Here is an 18405-nt window from a genome sequence, read left to right on the forward strand (position 1 = left end):
GGGGGGGGGGGGGGCCCCCGGGGGGGGGGGGGGGGCGGGGGGGGGGGGCGGGCCCGCCGCACCGGCCGGGGCTGTGGCGGCCCTGGTGGACGGGGTGGCGGCGGGGGCGGTGGGCGCGGTGAGCGGGCGGCCGGTGGCGGGCGTCGCGAGCAGCGCGCTCATGGTCAGCGACAGGGACAGCGGTCCGAGGATGCCGTACAGCGCTGCTGCTCTCACTGGCCATCCCTTCGTGCGTCGCGCGATGAAAGGGATATTTGGCGCGGCGGATGACCATGTAAAGCACCGGGCCGCGGTGTCGGGGTCAATGACCCCAATGCGTCTTCAGCGCCGCGCGCAGCGCCGGGTCGGAGAGCGCGACGGTGCCGTGCACCGCGAGCGCGGTGAGCACATCGGCGTCGTCGGCACCGCCGTCCGGGCCGCCGCCGGAACGCTGGGCGACCGTCCGCCGCGGAGGCACGTCGATCCGGCTCAGCAGCTGCTGACCGGCGGGGGAGGCCCACCGTGAGTACGGATGCGCCTCGACCCGGGCGATCAGCAGACAGCTCACCGTCAGCAGCAGCGGCAGCATGAACCACGAGGCCACCGGACCGCGCCCCGCCGCGGGCGGCACCAGCAGCAGCGCGGCGACCGCCATCGCCAGGACCAGCGCGCACGCCGCCCGTACCTGCCGCACCGCGACCGCCACATTCGTACGGGCCGAGGCAGGCACCGCGAGCCCCGCCGCCACCAGCCGGTCGCCCAGCGCCCGCACCGGGGCTGCGGTGGCGAACGCGGCCCGCACCGGCCGCACGAGGGCCTGGCCCTCCGGCCCTATCGCGGTGATCACGGACCGCTCCAGCTCGTCCCGCCCCTCCGGGTCCACCACGGTGACCCAGCCGGTGTGGGCGAGCAGCAGCCGGCGCTCGCGGCACATCGTCACAAGGGCCAGATCCCCCACCCGCCGCGGGCCGCCGGACAAAAACGCCGCCTCGTACAGGCTCAGGCCCTTCCCGTCCGCCGCCGGATCAGGGTCCATCGGCTGAGCGGCGGCGACCGCCGCCAGGCACAGACGCGTGCAACTGACGATCGCCGCGCCCCACGCGACAAGCAGGAAGAGGACCCACAACATGGCCGAGTTCTACTCGACCCGGCCACCACCGCGCCATGGTTTTCACGATATGAACGACTCGCGCGCATGCGGCGCGTGCGCCGCGCAGACCCGCGACGGGGTGTCCGACGGATTGTGCCGCCTACGGCGGACTGCTCCCCTCCCCGCCCCTTCCCGAACCTGGGGCTCCGCCCCAGACCCCGCTGCTCGGTCCGCCGCCCGCGTCCGGCACCTCGCCCGCCCCCGGCTTCGCGCCTGCCCCCGGCGTCCCGCCTGCCCCCGGCGTCCCGCCCCCACCCGGCATCCCGCCCCCACCCGGCATCCCGCCGGTGCCCGGCGGGCTCCGCCGGGTCTTCTGGCCGCAGCGCGGCCACTTGTGTGGCGGCTCAGCCGCCTCCGCAGCCTCCGCCCCCACCGCCTCCGCAGCCTCCGCCCCCTCCGCAGCCCGAACCGCCTCCGCAGCCTCCGCCGCCGCTCCCTCCGCAGGACGAGCCGCCGCACGAGGAGCCCCCGCCTCCGCCGTCCCCGCCGCACCACGATCCGCCGCCGTCCGAATCCGAGAACCCCGAATCGCCCGAAGACCCCGAGTAGCCGGGCGATCCCGAGCCGCTCGGCACCTTCTGCGCCTCCAGCAGCTGGGCCCGCAGCAGCGGATCGTCCGTCAGGGTGGCCGCCCCGGTCAGCGCGACGACGACCGCCACGGAGACCGTCGCCGGATGGCCGATGGACCGGGCGCGGGCATGGCGTCCGCTGACCCCCGACTCCCTCTGGTACGCCACCAGCGCCCGCTTCCCGGCGGCGGTGAGCCGGCGCTTGCCCGCACCGGCGCAGATTCTGCCGATGAGGAAGCCGATGAAGAGCGCTGGGGCGATCATGAAGATCAGCGGAGGCCCGTCGTAGGTGATGGGTCCAATGCTGATCATGATGGCCAGGAAGGCTCCCACCGCGCAGAGCGTGATTTGTGCCCGCGCCATGCGCCGCCAGAACCTCAGGGCGTCCGGCCGTACCATCAGCCCGCGCCCCGCCAGCCGGTCGCCGATCTCCTGTACCGCCGCGCTGCGCATCAGTTCCCGGCGCAGCCAGGTCAGGGCGCCGTGCGGGGAGCCGGCGGACAGCCGCAGCAGCTCCTCCTCGACCGGGCCGCGCGCGACCGGCTGCCGCACCGAGACCACGCCGGGGCCGCCGATCGCCAGCCGCCCGTCCGCGTACATCGTGCTGATCACGGTGTCCGCCACCCGGCCCGGCCCACCCGCCAGAAACGCGGCCTCCAGCAGGTCGTACGCCCGCGCGTACGCCGGCCCCGAGACCTCCCTGCGCCGGGCCCGGACCGTACCGGTGATGAGCATCGCCGACGACACGGCGACCACCGCGTAGACCAGGCTCGCGATCGTGCCCATGCCGTTCACCGCCCCCCGCTCAGCGCGAGCCGGACCCGGCGGGCGAACCGCGCCGCCGGATGGGACGGCAGGGGCGCGGGCCCGGACCGCTCCTGCCACCACAGCGTCAGCCGGCGCCGGGCGGCTGAGTCGTCGGGCCGGCCGTCCGCCAGCAGATGCTCGGCGAACGACAGCGCGTCGCGGCGGTAGCCGCCGGTCATCGGGCGGCCCTCGGCGTATCGCGCGAACGCCGGGCGGTAGCCGGTGCCCAGGATCTCCGGCAGCTCCGGGGCCACCTTCGCGATCACGGACGCCCGCTTGGCCGTCAGCGCCGCGCTCTGCACCCGCAGCCGCCGGCGGTCGAAGCCCTCGGGCGGCGGGGTGCCCCCGACCAGCGCGGACAGCAGCGCGGTCTGGGCGAGCGCCAGCCGCTCACGGACGGCGTCCGGCACCGGTGCCTCGGGCAGCGGTGCCTCGGGCGCGGCCTCGTCGGCCTCGTCGGCCTCGTCGGCCTCGCCGGGCGTCCGCACCGGGGCGGCGGCCTCATCCCCGGTCCGCGCCGCCGTGGCCGCTTCCGCTGCCCCCGCCGCCGTGACCGGCTCCGCGGTCCCCGCCGCCGTCACCGCGCGGATCGCGTCCAGCTCGCCCGCCAGCTCCCCGGCCGCCGGGAAGTCCTCGTCGCGCTCCAGCAGTACGCCGGGCGGTGCCGTACGGGCGCACAATTCGGCGAGGACGTCGAGTACCGGCTGGGTCACCGGATGGGCGTGGCTGTCGTGCCACACGCCGTCCTTCTCCACCCCGCCCGCCACATGGACATAGGCGATCGCCGACGTGGGCAGCTCGTCCAGCGCCTTGGCCGGGTCCTCGCCCCGGTTGACGTGGTTGGTGTGCAGATTGGCGACGTCGATGAGCAGCCGCACCCCCGTGCGCTCCACGAGCTCGGCCAGGAACTGACCCTCGGTCATCTCCTCGCCGGGCCAGGAGATCAGCGCCGCGATGTTCTCCACCGCGAGCGGCACCGGCAGCGCGTCCTGCGCGATGCGCACGTTCTCGCACAGCACGTCCAGCGCGTCACGCGTGCGCGGCACCGGCAGCAGGTGCCCGGCCTCGATGGACGGTGACGCGGTCAGCGGCCCCCCGGCCCTGACGAACGCGATGTGCTCGGTGACCAGCGGCGAGCCCAGCGCCTCGGCCCGCTCGGCCAGCGCGCGCAGACGGCCGGGTTCGGGCCGCTCGGCTCCCCCGAGGCCGAGCGACACCCCATGCGGGACCACCGTGGTCCCGCGCTCGCGCAGCAGCCGGAGCGCGTCCGGCACATGGTCGGGGCAGATGTTCTCCGCCACCACCTCCACCCAGTCGATGCCGGGCAGTCGCGCGATGTCATCGGCGATCTCCGGTCGCCAGCCGATTCCGGTACCGAGGCGCACCATGGCTCCCCCTCCTCGTTCCGTACCGCGTCCCCCGCGGTGTGTTCTCGCGTGCCGGGGTGATGACCCCGTAGAGGGAGGACGAATCCCCGGGCCTCGCGGTTCAGAGGTTCATTTGAGCTTCGGGGTGTCACGGAGGGAGCGGAGGCCGCCGGGCGGCCGGTCGCCGTCGGCCGTGCGCACGCTCACCGCATAGGCGGCCGTGCGCACGCTCACCGCATAGGCGGCCGTGCGCACGCTCACCGCACAGGCGGTGCGAATGGTCACCGGGTGGCTCGTGTCGCTGAATATGGTCACTGTTACAAAAATTTGGGGCCCTGTGGCGACAGATGTTCAGAGGGGAAAATAGGATCGGTCCGGTCTGGGGGGATGGAAGATCACACCTTTGTGCCGCGCCCACGCGCGGAGCGAGCGTGGGGGAAACACGTGCCGGGCAGCGACAACGCCATGGGGAAGCACCGTAAGCACCGCCGCAAGCCGTCCTCGAAGAGCCGGAGGACGCGACTGCGCCGCTGGGCCGCGGCGCGGATCCGGCTGGACTACCCCCGGACGGGGCGCCGTGGTGTGAGGCGGTGGCTGCCGTCGTGGCGTCAGATCGCCCTGTTCTTCCTGTTCTGCGTCGGCAGTCTGACCGGTCTGCTGAGCTTTCTGTATCTCCAGACCGACATCCCCAAGAACCTCAACGACTTCGCCACCCAGCAGGACAACGTCTACTACTGGGCGGACGGCACCGAGATGGCCCGCACCGGTCCGGTCAACCGGCAGGAGGTGCCCCTGAAGAAGGTGCCGGAGCAGGTCCAGTGGGCGATCCTCGCCGCCGAGAACGCCAGCTTCTACTCCGACAGCGGGGTGTCCCCGAGCGGACTGATGCGCGCGGTGACACGGATGGTGACGGGCGGTGAGACCCAGGGCGGCTCCACCATCACCCAGCAGTATGTGAAGAACGCCTATCTGAACCAGCGTCAGACCTTCTCCCGCAAGCTCACCGAGATGTTCATGGCCATCAAGCTGGACGACCGGATGAGCAAGCGGGACATCCTCGAGCGCTATCTGAACACCAGCTGGTTCGGGCGCGGCAGCTACGGCATTCAGCGGGCCTCGTACGCGTACTACGGCAAGGACGTCTCGGAACTCAACGCGAGCGAGGGCGCGTTGCTCGCCTCGCTGCTCAAGGGCGCCGGGACATTCGATCCGACGCTCGGCGCCAAGAACCACAAGCGGGCCGTCGACCGCTGGAGGTGGGTGCTGGACCGGATGGTCGACATCGGAAGGCTGTCGAAGTCCGAGCGGGCGCGCTATACGAAGTTCCCCGAGCCCAAGGCGCCCCCCAAGCCGGCCGGGCTCACCGGTCAGGTCGGCTATCTGGTGGAGACGGCCAAGGCGTATGTGAGCTCCCATACCGAGATATCCGACGCCGATTTCGACCTGGGCGGCTATCAGATCCACACGACCTTCGAGAAGCCGAAGGTCCAGGCGCTCGCCAAGGCGGTGGAGCAGACCCGGGACAAGCTCGATCCCGAGCGGCGCCCCGAGGACCGGCATGTGCGGGTGGGCGCCGCCTCGGTGGCCCCGGGTGGCGCGATACGCGCGCTGTACGGCGGCCCCGGCTATCTCGAGCAGGGATTCAACGACGCGAACGCCTCCAACGTCCCGGCCGGCACCTCCTTCACCCCCTTCGTCTACGCCGCCGCCCTGCGCGATGGCGTACTGCTCCAGCGCAACGGGGCACGGACGCCCGTGACGCCCTCGACGCTCTACGACGGCAACAACAAGATCGCGGTGCATACGCCCGAGGGGCCGTACTGGGACCGCGGCGGCAAGATCGTGCGGGCCACCAACGACGGCGACGCCTCCTATGGGCAGGTCTCGCTGCGCCAGGCGATCGTGCAGTCCATCAACACCCCGATGATCCAGCTGGGCATGGACGTCGGCCTGGACCGGGTCCGGCGGGTGTCCATCGACGCGGGGCTGCTGCCCAGCAGCTTCGGCGCGCGGGTGCCCGCGTTCTCGCTCGGCACCGCGACGCCCAGCTCGATCCGTATGGCCAGCGCCTACGGGACGTTCGCCGCCGAGGGCACGCACCACGCGCCGTACTCGGTGAGCGGACTCACCCACGGCGGGCAGCAGGTCGAGCTCCGTAAGGACCGCGCCAGACGGGCCTTCAGCGCGGAGGTCGCGGCACAGGTGGACGACGCGCTGCGCGGCGCGGTCCAGAGCCCGGACGGCTCGGCGCGCGGGGCGGCCATGGCCGATGCCGAGGTGGCGGGTAAGGGCGGCACGGCGCAGGACGGCACCTCCGCCTGGTTCGTCGGCTACACCAAGGAGCTCTCGACGGCGGTCTCGCTGTCCCGGCTGGACCCCAAGTCGCAGGAGCTGATGCCGCTCGAGGGGATGGGCGGAGGAGGCGCCGACACTTCGGGTGACACCTACCCCCTGGACATCTGGAAGAGCTATATGGCGGGCCGTACGGGGGAATGAGCGACGGCGGAAGCCCGGCAACGGGACCGCTTACCTGGTCTTGGTGTACGTCGACCAGTCGGGCGACTCCGCCGGGTCCAGCATCCGCAGCTTCTCCAGGACCTTCGGGTCCTGGGCGTCCAGCCAGTCGGCGAGCTGCTTGAACGACACGCATCGCACTCCGTCGCGGCGGCAGACGCTCCTCATCACGTCCTCGATGGCCTGCATATAGATGCCGCCGTTCCAGGTCTCGAAGTGATTGCCGATGAACAGCGGCGCCCGGCTGCCGTTGTAGGCGCGCTCGAAGCCGTTCAGATAGCCCTGACGGGTCAGCCGCTCCCACTCGGCGTACTTCGCAGGATCGCCCTCGGTGCTGTCACCGGACTGGTTGAAGAGGAAGTTGAAGTCCATCGAGAGGACCTGCTTCTCGCTCTCGGGGTACGGCACCAGCTGGAGCGGGAAGTTCCAGATGCCGTCGATCTTGGACGGCCAGAGCTGGAAGTCGCCCGGGGAGCTTGCGTCATAGCGCCAGCCGAGGGACTTGATCGCCGGGATCAGCGTCTTCTGGCCCTCCAGGCACGGTGCGCGCCCGCCCACCAGCTCCACGTCGTAGTCGAACGGCAGCGGTTCGATGTCGGTGAAGCCGGTGTTGGTCTTCCACCGCTTCACAAAGGAGTACGCCTGCTCCGTTTCGCTCTTCCACTCCTGGGTGGACCAGTCCTGCCCGCCCTTGGCGCCGCAGAAGTGTCCGTTGAAGTGGGAGCCGATCTCGTTGCCGTCCAGCCAGGCACCGCGCAGCTGCTCCAGGGTCTCCCTGATGTGCTCGTCGGTGGGGAAGGAGATGGCGGCCGAGCCTCGCTTGTGCTGGGGCGGCTGATAGAGGTCGCTCTTCGTCTTGGGCAGCAGATACATACCGCTGAGGAAGAACGTCATCGTGGCGTCGCTCTCCTTGGCGACCTGGCGGAAGCGGGAGAAGAGGTGGTCGTCGTTCTCCAGCGCACCGTCCCAGGAGAAGACCACGAACTGCGGCGGTTTCTCACCGGGTTTGAGCTTCTCGGGCTTGGGCTGGTGCGGCTGCGGTCCGGTGTAGGACGTGGAGCCGTCCCCGAGCACCTTCACCTCGCCGTCCCAATCGGCGTACTTGTCTTCCTTCTTGGGCTCTCTGGGGACCCGGTCGGACTTGGGGGACGCGGCACCGGCGGGGAGGTTCCCGTCCGACGCGCCGCCCGCGTCCCCCGGCGAGGTCAGGGCTATCAGCAGCCCCACCACGACGGCCACGGCCGTCAGGGCGCCTATGGGCGCGGCCACGCCATAGGCGTTCCTCGCGCTTAAAGCCTGCAACGCTTTCACGATCTTCAGCGCCTTCACGGGTCCCGCCCCCTGGCAACAGTACAGATGTACGTCTCCCTCAGTATCACAGAAGTATCACGTGCTCTTCACATCGGTCTCCTCACCAACCGGTCAACAACAGGTGGTTGACGAGCAGTGCGAGACACGCCTGCGCCAGAAGCCATCGGCGGCGGTCAACGGCGGGCAGCAGCGCGGTGGTGGGCAGCAGCCAAAGGATGAAGGGAAGCCAGATCCGCTCCGTCTCGGCCTTGCTCATCCCGGACAGGTCGGCCACGACGAGCGCGAGCAGCGCGGCGAAGGCCAGCACGACGAGCCCGTCCGGGACGCCGCCCGGGGCGCCCGGTCCGCCCGGCCGCAGCCGCCGGACGGCGTCCGGCACCGCCGACAGCATGCGCCGCACACCCGCGACACAGGCCGGACCGGCGGCCACCGTCGCGACGGCCAGATTGGCCCAGACCCAGTACCCGTACGGGCGGTCGGCGGCCACGCCCTGGTAGTAGCGCTCGACCAGCAGGGAGTACCCCTCCCACCACTGGAAGCCGGCCAGGGTGAACGCACCGGCCACCACCGCCACCCCGGTCAGCGCGAAGGGCAGCGGCCGCGCGGTGCGGGCGAGCAGCAGCACGACGGCGGCGGGCAGGGCCAGCAGCGCCAGCCCGTAGGAGAGATACACCGTCAGCCCCAGCAGCAGTCCGGCGCCGAACGCGACCGCCCCGGGCGCCCGGACCGTACGCGTCGCCGCGAGCGCCAGCAGCGCGAGCCCCCACGCCGCGACGGCCGTGAAATAGCCGTCCGCCGAGGCGCCCACCCACACCGCCCCCGGCGCCAGGACCAGGAACGGGGCCGCCGCGCGCGCGGCCCGCTCCCGCCCCAGGGCGCGCAGCGTGACCAGCACCGCGGCCGCCGCCGAACCGCCCACGGTGACGCAGAACGCCCCGGCCCAACCGCCGCCGCCCAGGCCCAGCCGCTCCAGGCCCACGAAGGTGAGTACGGCGCCCGGCGGATGGCCCGCGATATGGGCGGGCCAGTGGTCGGGCTGAGTGAGCAGGATATGGCCGGTGAAGCCGCGCAGGGCCGCGCCGATGTCGTGGAACCGGTCGACGCCGCGCAGATATTCATGGCGGGCCGTCAGCCGTTCCGCCACCCCCCGCTGCCAGCCGTCGACCAGCGCCAGCGACCAGATCCAGGCCATGGCCGCCGCCCAGACGGCTCCCAGCAGCCCGCGCCACGGCAGCCGCGCCGCGAGCCGCGGGCCGTGGACGACGACGGCAGCGGCGACGGCCAGGGCGGCGGGCGTGCCGGGGCCCACATGGGGCAGCCAATCGGCGTACAGCGGCGCCCAGTCGACGTAGAGGGAGTGATCGGCCCGCTGGATCAGGGTGCCGACGACGGCGGCGACGGCGAAGAGCACGGCGGCGGCAGCGGCGGCGAGCACATCCCGGCGGCGGCCGGTCCGCGTCTCGTCCTCGAGGGCCCGGATATCGACGCGGCTGCGGAGAGGGAGCTTCACGTCCGTCACGCTACGTCGCCGAGCCCGTACCGGGGCCCCTTGCGCCGCGAGCCGTCATCGGACCGTCAGATTCTGCCGGGAAGGCCGGGTGACGTCACCGTTTCGTCATGGGCTCAAGGCCCGGGGAAGCGGTGCGGCGGCCCTACGGTCATGCCATGAGCCACCCTCCCCGTACCGACCGTGACCGCCGAGCCCTGTGGCGGAGCCCGCTGCGCGGTCCCTGGCTGACATCCGTCTTCGGCCTGGTCCTGCTCTTCGGCATTCCCGTGCTCTTCGTGACCGGACTGCTGTCGTACGCCGCCTACAACCCCGACCTCTCCCCGGTCAACGACGAGACCCCGGACAAGGGGCTGCTGGGTTTCTACCTCTTCTCCTGGCCGACCGAGCCCTATTGGCTCTACCGCGTCACCCAGGGCGTGCACGTCACGCTCGGGATCGTGCTCGTACCGGTGCTGCTGGCCAAGTTGTGGTCGGTCATCCCCAAGCTGTTCGCCTGGCCGCCGGTGCGGTCGGTGGGGCACGGGCTGGAGCGGCTCTCGCTGCTCGCGCTGGTGGGCGGGGCGCTGTTCGAGTTCGCGACCGGTGTGCTCAACGTCCAGCTGGACTACATCTTCCCCGGCTCCTTCTACCCGCTGCACTTCTACGGAGCGTGGATCTTCATGGCCGCCCTGGTGGTCCATGTGGCCCTGCGGTTCCCGCGCATGGTGCGGGCGCTGCGGAGCCGCGATCTGCGGGCCGAGCTGCGCACCCGCGCATCGGACACCCGGCCGGAGCCGCCGGACGAGACCGGCCTGGTCAGCCCCGCACCGGCCGCGCCGACCATGTCACGGCGGGGCGCGCTCGCCCTGGTCGGCGCCGGCTCCCTCGCGCTGCTGGTGGTGACGGCGGGTCAGAGCATCGGCGGCGCGCTGCGCACCAGCGCGCTGCTCGCCCCGCGCGGCCGCAACCCGGGCCGGGGGCCGAACGGCTTCCAGATCAACAAGACCGCCATGACCGTCGGCATCCGCGCCCGCGACATCGGACCCGAATGGCGGCTGGTGGTGCGCGGCGCGGGCCGCGAGACCGTTCTCACCCGGGAGCGGCTGCTGCGGCTGGAGCAGCACGGCGCGGCGCTGCCCATCGCCTGTGTGGAGGGGTGGTCCACATCCGACCAGGGGTGGGAGGGGGTACGGCTGGCCGACCTCGCCGCGCTGGTGGGGCATGCCGAACGGCCGCCGAAGGTCCTGGTGGAGTCGGTGCAGCGGCACGGCTCCTTCCGCAGCGTCGTGCTGAGCGACAGCCAGGTCCGCGACCCGCGCTCGCTGCTGGCCCTGAAGGTCAACGGCGCGGATCTGTCACCGGACCACGGCTATCCGGCGCGCGTGATCGTGCCCGGGGCCCCGGGTGTGCACAACACCAAGTGGGTGGGCCGGCTGACCTTCGGGGAGATGGCATGAGGGCGCCACGGCTTCGGTGGGACCGTGTGCGGGTGCCACGGCTTCGGTGGGACCGCATGAGGGTGCCACGGCTTCGGTGGGACCGTGTGCGGGCCCTGGGCCGGCACCGCTTCGGGCTGCGGCGGCTGGACGGGGAGTCGCCGCTGCGGCTGGTGCTGCTGCTGTGCTCCTTCGCGCTGACCGGGTACGCCGGGGTCAGGCTGCTGAGCGGCGACTGGTTCGGGATCCTGGTGTGGATCGTCGGCGCCGCCGTCCTCCACGACCTGGTGCTGCTTCCGCTGTACGCGCTCGCCGACCGTGCGGTGGGGGCCGCGCTCCCGGCCCCGGCCCGGTGGATCAACCATGTGCGGGTGCCCGCCTTCCTCTCCGGGGTGCTGATGCTGGTGTGGTTCCCGCTGATCCTCGGCCGGCAGGCGCGCCGCTACGAGAACGTCACCGGGCTGAGCGCCGGCGTCTTCTGGCCGCGCTGGCTGCTGATCACCGCCGTGCTCTTCGGCGCCTCGGCCTTGTGGTTGGTGATCCGGGTGGTGATCCGGGTGTGGCGGCGTCGGCCGCCTCGGCCGCCTCGGCCGTCCCGGCTGTCTCGACTGTCTCGGCTGTCCCGGCCGTCTCGGCAGGGGGCTGCGGCGGGCGGGAAGCGGAAGCCGCCCGCGGGGCCCGCACGGCCCAGCCGGCCATGACCGCCGCGCAGGCGACCGCGTACCCCAGCGTCCCGACCCACGCGCCGTCGTCGACCGCACGGGCCGTCACATACTGGGCCACCCCCGCGAGCGGCACGCCGAGCCACTCCCACCGCCCGTCGAGGGCCACCAGCGCCACCACCAGCAGCGCGTACCAGGGGTAGCCGGGCGTCATCAGCAGAAACGCGGTCCCGGTGACCACCAGCGCGCCGCGCCAGGGCCGTTGGGGGTCGCCGCGCAGCAGCACCCACGCCACGACCGCGAGCAGGACGGCGGCGACCACCGGCAGGGCCCAGGTCTCGGGGCCGGGGTGGAGCAGACGCAGCAGGGCGTAGCGATTCTTGTCGTCGGCTGCCGCCGAGCCCGTCTCGTACCCCTCCTCGGCCACGTAGCCGGTGAGATAGCCGAGCACGGAGGAGCGCGAGAGCAGGACGTACGGGAGATAGCCGAGCGCGACCACGGCGGCCGCGGCGGCGACGGGCAGGACGGCCGAGGCGGCGGGCCGGATGCACGAGGCGGCGGGCCAGATGCACGAAGCGGCGGGCCGGATGGCCGAGGCGGTGGGCCGGTTGAACGAGGTAGCGGGCCGGAGGACCGCCGCGCGGGGCAGGACGACCGCCGCCGCGCGGCGGATCCGTGAGGCTGTGGGGGCGGGGCTTCCGGCACCGTCGCGGGGCGGGGGGGGGGGGGGGGACTCTGCGGGGGCGGGGCGTCCGGGCCCAGTGGGCCTGAACTTCTCGAGCACGGTGCGGCGGGCGGTGGTGCGGGGTGCGCCGGGCCCGGTGGCCCTGGCGAGGACGCCGGAGAGCGCCCCCGGCAGGGCCACGGCGGGCAGCAGCTTGGCCGCGGTCGCCGCGCCCAGCAGCGCGCCGCCCAGAGCGCGGCGGCGGGGGACGGCGATGAGGCCGGCGACGGTCAACAGCACCCCGAGCGCGTCGACATGCGCGTTGTTCACCGCTTCCACCGGCACGGCCGGGCACCAGGCCCACAGCGCGGCGCGGGCGGTCGCGAGGCGCGGATCGCGGCGGCGCCGCGCCGCGGCGAGGAGTACGGCGGTGGTGGCGAGGGACAGCAGAGCCCCGCCGGTCTGGAGGGGGAGGAGGGTGGAACCTGACGGGGCCGAGCGGTGTACAAGCAAGAAATAGCCCTCTGCGGCGGGAGGATAAATCGTATGGACCGAGGGGCGGTTCAGGCGCGTGCACTGCGGCTCGGCGGAGCCGGGGGCGCTGTGTGCATGATCGGGTGCGGGGTCGGCGTGGGGGTGGGTACCACCGAGCGCGGGGCCGCCGGGTATGGGGCGTCCGGGTTTGGCGCTTCCGGGTGCGGGGCGTTCGGGAGTGGGGTGTCTGGCTTCGGGGCGCTCGGCTTTGGGGCGTTCCGGCGCCGGGCGGACCGGGGCGCGGTCGGGGCCGTGGCAGGCGGGACCCTTGGGAAAGAGCCAGCGGTCGCGCAGCGAAGCGAGCGCGGGGTCCTCGGGCGCGTAGTCATAGGGGGATATGCCCGCGGCCTGCACGCGCCCGTCCCAGGCGTAGCGGTAGGCGTCCGTGCTGGTGCGCGGCGGTGCGAGCAGGCCCGTGGCGGCGACCGCCGCGCCGCCCACGAGCACGAAGACCGCGGCCTGACGGGCGCCCAGGCGACGGACCGTCCACGCGGCAGCGGCGAACAGCGTCCAGGCGATGGCGTAGTGGAGGGACAGCGCGCCGGGCGCGGTGTGGAAGTCGTCCCCGCGGAAGGTCAGAGCGAGGACGGCGACCAGCGAGCCGAGCAGCGTGGCGAGAGTGACCGGGGCGATCCAGGGGTGGGTGGTCCGCGCCCGCGAGGGTGGGTCGGGGGGCTCTGCGGGGTGCTCGTCGGCACTGTCAGGCGGTGGTGCGAGGCGGTCGCGGGCCGGTGGTCGGGGACCCGGACCGGAGCGCTGATCAGGCACCCGGCCGGGCCGTCGGGCGGGTCGGCCGGGCTGCGGTGGGCCGTGCGGCGATGGGCCGTGCGGCGGTGGGGGCACGAGTCAGTGCTCCGCGGCGGACCGGGGCAGGGGCGGTGCGTGGCGCAGCGATACGAAGCCCCGGTCCCGTGCGGTCCACTGCTCGACCGGCTCCCAGCCCACCGCGTGTGCGTGGTGCAGCAGCGCCCGGACGCCGACCCGGGCCCAGGGGAAGGCCGTTCCCACCCCGCCTCGGCCGTCGTCCACGCGCACCCGCACCCGCTCGTCCACATCGGCCCCCGCGGCCTCCACCACCAGCAGCCCGTCGGGCGCCATGAGTTGTGCGACGCGCGTCAGCAGGGCTCGCGGATCGCCGCCGATGCCGATGTTGCCGTCGATCAGCAGTGCCGTGCCCCAGCGCCCCTCGCCGGGCAGCGGGTCGAAGACCGACCGGCACAGGGCGGGCCCGCCCTCGCGGATGGTTCGGTCGACCGCCGCCTGGCTGACGTCGATGCCCAGGCAGGGGTGGCCGTGTATGGCCAGCGCGGCCACCAGCCGACCGGGTCCGCAGCCGATGTCGAGTATCGGCCCCTGACAGCGCCGCAGCACGGTCCTGTCGGCCGCGTCGGCGTCCGCGCACCAGCGTTCGACGTCCAGGGGCAGCATCCAGCCGTCGGCCCGGCGCAGGAACAGCGGCCCATGGCCCGCGTGGAGCGCGCGGACATAGGGGTCGGCGTGCCAGGGCTCGGCGTGCCACGGGGCGGCCGCGCGGTGGGCGGGCATCCGCTCGCGTACCGATCCGTCGAACACGGATCCGTCGAGTACGGACCCTTCTCGCGCCGATCCTTCTCGTATCAACCCCTCTCGCACCGATCCGCCTTGCACCGATCCGCCTTGCACCGATCCGTTTCGCACCGTCTCGGCCGTGCTCATCGGGCGGTGGTCCGGGACAGCTGGGCGAGGGTCCGGGCGAACCGCCCGCCCGGGGCGTCGGCAGCCACTCGCCGGGCGTCCTCGGCGGTGTCCACGTCGCGCAGCATCGGCAGGTCGCGGACCCGCAGCCCCGCCTCCGTCAGCCGGCGCCGTTGTGCGGCACCGGTCGTGCTGGTGGACATCGGCACGCCCCGCAGCAGCCCGGGGTCCGGCTCCGCCAGGCCCAAGGCCCAGAAGCCGCCGTCGGCGGCCGGGCCGAACCAGGCGTCGCAGTCGTGCCAGCCGTCGGGGCCCAGCGCGGGGGCGAGCAGAGCCGGGGTGACCTGTGGGGTGTCCATGCCGATGAGCAGGGCGGCGCCCCGGCAGGCGGCGAAGGCCGCGGCGAGCCGTTCGTCCAGCCCGCCGTCGCACTGCCCCACCACCTCGAATCCCGGCGGCAGCCACGGCCCGGGGCGTCCGTCGAGCACCAGCACCCTGCGGCGGGCGGGCATGGCGAGCGCGGCGTGCAGCGTGTCGGCGAGGGACGCCTCGGCGAGCGAGGCGGCCTCGGCGGGGGTGTACGGGGGCGTGAGCCTGGTCTTCACGCGTCCGGGCACCGGCTCCTTGGCGATGATGAGCAGCGTCGTCCCGTCCCGGTGTGCCGCCCGGGAGCCGCCGTCCGCAGGGAAGTCCGCACCCTCGCGTGGCGCGGCGCTCACCGCGCGGCCCTCGTGGCGGCGGCCGGGCCGTGGGCCACCGACGGCTGGCGCAGCACGGCGCGCATATCGCGCACCGTGTGCCAGGTGCCCCGCCAGGTGCCGGTGACCTTCGACTTCCCGGTGCGCGGCCGGTACGGCACCTCGCGCTCCGAGATCCGCCATCCCGCGTCCGCGGCGCGCACGACCATCTGTAGCGGGTAGCCGCTACGGCGGTCGGTGAGGCCGAGGGCGAGCAGCGGTTCGCGCCGCATGGCCCGCAGCGGACCGAGGTCACCCAGCCTGAGACCGGTGCGCCGCCGCAGCATACGGGTCAGCGCGATATTGCCGAGCCGGGCGTGCACCGGCCAGGCTCCCCGCTCCTGGGGCTGCCGCCGGCCCAGTACGAGGTCGGCGTCGCCCGCCGCGACGGTCCGCACGAAGGCGGGCAGCAGCCCGGGGTCGAGCGAGGCGTCGCAGTCGCAGAAGCAGACGAAGTCGGCCTCGGCGGCGAGGAGCCCGGTGTGGCAGGCGGCGCCGAAGCCACGGCGGGGTTCGTACACGACGGTGGCGCCGTGGGCGCGGGCGATCGTGGCCGAGCCGTCCGTGGAGCCGTTGTCCACGACGATGGCGCGCCAGCCGGCGGGGATGCGGGCCAGCACCCAGGGCAGGGCGGCGGCCTCGTCCAGACACGGCAGGACGACGTCCGCACAGGGGGTGGTCGAGTTTGTCACCCGCACCACACTACGAAGGAGAAAGCGACATTTCGGGCTTCGGCTTCTTACGAAACACGGACGTCGGCCGGGCGGCGGGCTCCCCGGCGCGCCTCGGCGCCGCACCCGGTGTCACGCTGTGGGGCATGCAGCAGAACCCTTCTCCCACCCGTGTGCTCGTCGTGGACGACGACCCGACCGTGGCCGAGGTCGTCGCCGGGTACCTCGGCCGGGCCGGATTCGCCGTGGACCGGGCCGCCGATGGTCCCGGGGCGCTCGCCAGCGCCGCCGCCCGGCGGCCCGACCTGGTCGTCCTCGATCTGATGCTGCCCGGCATGGACGGGCTGGAGGTGTGCCGCGCGCTCCGGGACAAGGGCCCGGTGCCGGTCATCATGCTCACCGCGCGCGGCGACGAGGAGGACCGCATCCTCGGCCTGGAGATCGGCGCGGACGACTACGTCACCAAGCCGTTCAGCCCGCGGGAGCTGGTGCTGCGCGTGGAGTCGGTGCTGCGCCGCGGCCGGACAGGGCCGCGGGCCCCCGGCTCCTCCGGCCCCGGCCAGGGCCCGGGCGATGTGACGCACCGCGCCGGGATCGCCCTCGACCCCCTGGCCCGGCGCGCCACCAGGGACGGCAGGGAACTCGCCCTGACCGTACGCGAGTTCGATCTGCTGGCCTTTCTGCTGCGCCACCCCGGGGTGGCCTTCACCCGTGAGGAGCTGATGCGCGAGGTGTGGGGCTGGGACTTCGGGGATCTGTCCACCGTCACCGTCCATGTGCGGCGGCTGCGCGGAAAGGTCGAGGACGACCCCGGCGCGCCCCGGCTCATCCAGACCGTCTGGGGCATCGGCTACCGCTTCGACGCCCCACCCGACGCCGCCGACGAGGGACGACGGAATGAGAGGCGGCCGGACGAGAGGCGGCCGGACGAGAGGCGGCGGGACGAGGGACGACAGGACGTGGGAGACGACGCTGGACGGGACGGCGGACGGGGGCCGGGCTCCGATGCGTGATGTCTCCCTCATGGCGGCCTTCGCCTTCCTCGGCGCGGCCGCGGCCGGTCTGCTGGGCGCGCTGGCGCTACGGCTGGTGCGCGGCCGTTCGGTCGCGGTGTCCCTCGCCGTGGTCGCCGTCGTCGCGGTCATGGCGATGCTCACCGGGACGCTGGCCGTCGCCTGGGCGATGTTCCTGTCCCCGCACGACCTGACGGTGGTCACCACCGTCTGCGCCATGGCCGCCGTGGTGTCCCTGGCCACCGCGCTGCTGCTGGGCCGCTGGGTGGTGGCGCGCAGCAACGCGCTGGCCCTCGCCGCCCGCTCCTTCGGGGACGGCGGGAGCTTCGCCGCCCCCGATGGCCAGGCCACGGCCGAGCTCGCCGCGCTCGGCCGCGAACTGGCCGCCACCAGCGCCAAGCTGGCCGCCTCCCGCGAGCGTGAGCGAGCCCTGGAGTCCTCCCGCCGGGAGCTGGTCGCCTGGATCTCCCACGATCTGCGCACCCCGCTGGCCGGGCTGCGCGCGATGTCCGAGGCGCTGGAGGACGGGGTGGCCCCGGAACCGGAGCGCTACCTCCGCCGGATCCGTACCGAGGTGGACCGGCTGAACACGATGGTCGGCGACCTCTTCGAGCTCTCCCGCATCCATGCCGGGGCGCTCTCCCTCACCCCCACCCGGATCTCCGTCTACGACCTGGTCGGCGACGCCCTCGCCGGGGTCGATCCGCTCGCCCGCGAGCTTGGCGTCCAGCTGATAGGGGACCGCGTGGACCCCGTCCCGGTGGAGGTCGACGGCAAGGAGATGACCCGTGTGCTCGGGAACCTCCTCGTCAACGCCCTCCGCCGCACCCCGGCGGACGGGACGGTCGCGGTGGCGGCCGAGCGGGACGCGGACACGGTCGTGCTGTCGGTCACCGACGGCTGTGGCGGCATCCCGGAGGAGGACCTCCCGCGCGTCTTCGACACCGGCTGGCGCGGCAGCGACGCCCGCACGCCCCCGGCGGGCGCCGGTCTGGGCCTCGCCATCGTCCGCGGCATCGTCGAGGCCCACGACGGCCAGGCGGCGGTCCGCAACGTCGACGGCGGCTGCCGCTTCGAGGTCCGTCTCCCCGCCGCCGCGATATGAGGGCCTGGCGCCTGCGGGCCGCCGCCACGGTCGGGGGCCTGCCCCTCAGCCCACCGCGATGCGGAGGGTTCTGTCTCGCTCGGGCCGCCAACACGGTCGGGGGGCTACCCCTCAGTCCACCGCGATGCGAGCGCCTCGGCCTCGCTCGGGGCACCGCCACGTCAGAGGGCTCGCCCCTCAGCCCATCGCCACGCGAGGGGGCTCGGCCTCGCTCGGGGCGCCGCCACGTCAGGGGGCCTGAGCGAAGCGGCGGCCTGAGCGAGCCCGTCTGCCTCGGGCGGCGTCGCCTGAGTCCGCCGCCCCTCAGGCACTGGGAGGTGCCCGACGGATCGTGACGCCTGCGGCGGGCTGCTCCCCTCCCCGCCCCTTCCCGATACCAGGGGCTCCGCCCCCGGACCCCGGGATTCAGGGGCGGAGCCCCTGCTACGCGGGGGTACCCCCTGCCGTGCAGCGGAGTCCGCTGCCATGCGGCGCTGCCTCCTGTCACGCGGCGGTGCCTCCTGCCATGCGGGGGTGCCTCCTGTCACGCGGCGGTGCCTCCTGCCATGTGGCGGTGCCCCTGTTACGCGGCGGAGCCGCATTTCGATGGCGCGGGGAGGGGCGGGGGGGGGGGAGAAACGCCGAACCGCCCGGTACCCCCCCCGCCCCCCCCGCCCCCCCCCCCCCCCCCCGCACCCCCCCCCCCCCCCCCCCCCCCCCCCCCCCCCCCCCCCCCCCCCCCCC

General features: G+C 73.8%; 14 protein-coding genes. 4 read left to right on the forward strand and 10 right to left on the reverse strand.

Annotated elements, in window-relative coordinates:
• Positions 1 to 301: 301 nt before the first annotated feature.
• The 4 genes from NQU54_RS46180 to NQU54_RS46195 form a co-directional block, all read right to left on the reverse strand.
• Positions 302 to 1108: a TIGR04222 domain-containing membrane protein gene (locus tag NQU54_RS46180; RefSeq protein WP_257636274.1), complete on the reverse strand. Its 807-nt coding sequence runs from the start codon at positions 1106 to 1108 to the stop codon at positions 302 to 304.
• Between the two features lie 365 nt (positions 1109 to 1473).
• A complete protein-coding gene (locus NQU54_RS46185; RefSeq protein WP_257636275.1) occupies positions 1474 to 2484 on the reverse strand; it encodes a TIGR04222 domain-containing membrane protein in 1011 nt (336 codons plus the stop codon).
• A gap of 5 nt (positions 2485 to 2489) precedes the next feature.
• Complete coding sequence (locus NQU54_RS46190) at positions 2490 to 3893, reverse strand: MbnB/TglH/ChrH family RiPP precursor modification enzyme (RefSeq protein WP_257636276.1); 1404 nt, start codon at positions 3891 to 3893, stop codon at positions 2490 to 2492.
• A gap of 108 nt (positions 3894 to 4001) precedes the next feature.
• Positions 4002 to 4157, reverse strand: coding sequence for a hypothetical protein (locus tag NQU54_RS46195; protein WP_257636277.1), 156 nt, complete (start codon positions 4155 to 4157; stop codon positions 4002 to 4004).
• A gap of 180 nt (positions 4158 to 4337) precedes the next feature.
• Here NQU54_RS46195 and NQU54_RS46200 point away from each other — a divergent pair, with 180 nt between their 5' ends.
• On the forward strand, positions 4338 to 6368 hold the full coding sequence (locus tag NQU54_RS46200) for a transglycosylase domain-containing protein (RefSeq protein ID WP_257636278.1): 2031 nt from the start codon (positions 4338 to 4340) through the stop codon (positions 6366 to 6368).
• Positions 6369 to 6398: 30 nt separating this feature from the next.
• On the opposite strand, the gene NQU54_RS46205 is transcribed toward NQU54_RS46200, so the two are convergent.
• Positions 6399 to 7655 (reverse strand): polysaccharide deacetylase family protein, encoded by a 1257-nt coding sequence (locus NQU54_RS46205; RefSeq protein WP_257636279.1) that lies wholly within the window; start codon positions 7653 to 7655, stop codon positions 6399 to 6401.
• A 142-nt stretch (positions 7656 to 7797) separates the two neighbouring features.
• Positions 7798 to 9207: a hypothetical protein gene (locus tag NQU54_RS46210; protein WP_372506424.1), complete on the reverse strand. Its 1410-nt coding sequence runs from the start codon at positions 9205 to 9207 to the stop codon at positions 7798 to 7800.
• Between the two features lie 155 nt (positions 9208 to 9362).
• On the opposite strand from NQU54_RS46210, the gene NQU54_RS46215 reads away from it, so the two are divergent.
• The gene (locus NQU54_RS46215) at positions 9363 to 10643 is read left to right on the forward strand and encodes a molybdopterin-dependent oxidoreductase (protein ID WP_257636280.1); all 1281 of its coding nucleotides are present in this window, start codon (positions 9363 to 9365) and stop codon (positions 10641 to 10643) included.
• A 477-nt stretch (positions 10644 to 11120) separates the two neighbouring features.
• On the opposite strand, the gene NQU54_RS49885 is transcribed toward NQU54_RS46215, so the two are convergent.
• From NQU54_RS49885 to NQU54_RS46240, 4 genes are all read right to left on the reverse strand, one after another.
• The gene (locus NQU54_RS49885; RefSeq protein WP_257636281.1) at positions 11121 to 13250 is read right to left on the reverse strand and encodes a glycosyltransferase 87 family protein; all 2130 of its coding nucleotides are present in this window, start codon (positions 13248 to 13250) and stop codon (positions 11121 to 11123) included.
• Between the two features lie 78 nt (positions 13251 to 13328).
• Positions 13329 to 14027 (reverse strand): methyltransferase domain-containing protein, encoded by a 699-nt coding sequence (locus NQU54_RS46230; protein WP_257636285.1) that lies wholly within the window; start codon positions 14025 to 14027, stop codon positions 13329 to 13331.
• 146 nt (positions 14028 to 14173) lie between these two features.
• Positions 14174 to 14797 (reverse strand): TIGR04282 family arsenosugar biosynthesis glycosyltransferase, encoded by a 624-nt coding sequence (locus NQU54_RS46235; RefSeq protein WP_206335080.1) that lies wholly within the window; start codon positions 14795 to 14797, stop codon positions 14174 to 14176.
• 74 nt (positions 14798 to 14871) lie between these two features.
• A complete protein-coding gene (locus tag NQU54_RS46240; RefSeq protein WP_257636282.1) occupies positions 14872 to 15594 on the reverse strand; it encodes a glycosyltransferase family 2 protein in 723 nt (240 codons plus the stop codon).
• A gap of 116 nt (positions 15595 to 15710) precedes the next feature.
• Between NQU54_RS46240 and NQU54_RS46245 the strand changes: the two genes are divergently transcribed.
• Positions 15711 to 16577 (forward strand): response regulator transcription factor, encoded by an 867-nt coding sequence (locus NQU54_RS46245; RefSeq protein WP_257636283.1) that lies wholly within the window; start codon positions 15711 to 15713, stop codon positions 16575 to 16577.
• Positions 16570 to 17682, forward strand: coding sequence for a sensor histidine kinase (locus tag NQU54_RS46250; RefSeq protein ID WP_069867167.1), 1113 nt, complete (start codon positions 16570 to 16572; stop codon positions 17680 to 17682). Before NQU54_RS46245 ends, NQU54_RS46250 begins: the two co-directional genes overlap by 8 nt.
• Positions 17683 to 18405: the final 723 nt, after the last annotated feature.

This window comes from Streptomyces malaysiensis subsp. samsunensis, from assembly GCF_024519315.1.
Classification (GTDB): Bacteria; Actinomycetota; Actinomycetes; order Streptomycetales; family Streptomycetaceae; genus Streptomyces; species Streptomyces malaysiensis.

Excerpts from the sequence above, each read along its gene's own strand:
- NQU54_RS46180 (WP_257636274.1), bottom strand. The coding sequence starts at position 1,108 with ATGTTGTGGGTCCTCTTCCTGCTTGTCGCGTGGGGCGCGGCGATCGTC.
- NQU54_RS46185 (WP_257636275.1), bottom strand. The coding sequence starts at position 2,484 with ATGGGCACGATCGCGAGCCTGGTCTACGCGGTGGTCGCCGTGTCGTCG.
- NQU54_RS46190 (WP_257636276.1), bottom strand. The coding sequence starts at position 3,893 with ATGGTGCGCCTCGGTACCGGAATCGGCTGGCGACCGGAGATCGCCGAT.
- NQU54_RS46200 (WP_257636278.1), top strand. The coding sequence starts at position 4,338 with ATGGGGAAGCACCGTAAGCACCGCCGCAAGCCGTCCTCGAAGAGCCGG.
- NQU54_RS46215 (WP_257636280.1), top strand. The coding sequence starts at position 9,363 with ATGAGCCACCCTCCCCGTACCGACCGTGACCGCCGAGCCCTGTGGCGG.
- NQU54_RS46230 (WP_257636285.1), bottom strand. The coding sequence starts at position 14,027 with ATGCCCGCCCACCGCGCGGCCGCCCCGTGGCACGCCGAGCCCTGGCAC.
- NQU54_RS46245 (WP_257636283.1), top strand. The coding sequence starts at position 15,711 with ATGCAGCAGAACCCTTCTCCCACCCGTGTGCTCGTCGTGGACGACGAC.
- NQU54_RS46250 (WP_069867167.1), top strand. The coding sequence starts at position 16,570 with ATGCGTGATGTCTCCCTCATGGCGGCCTTCGCCTTCCTCGGCGCGGCC.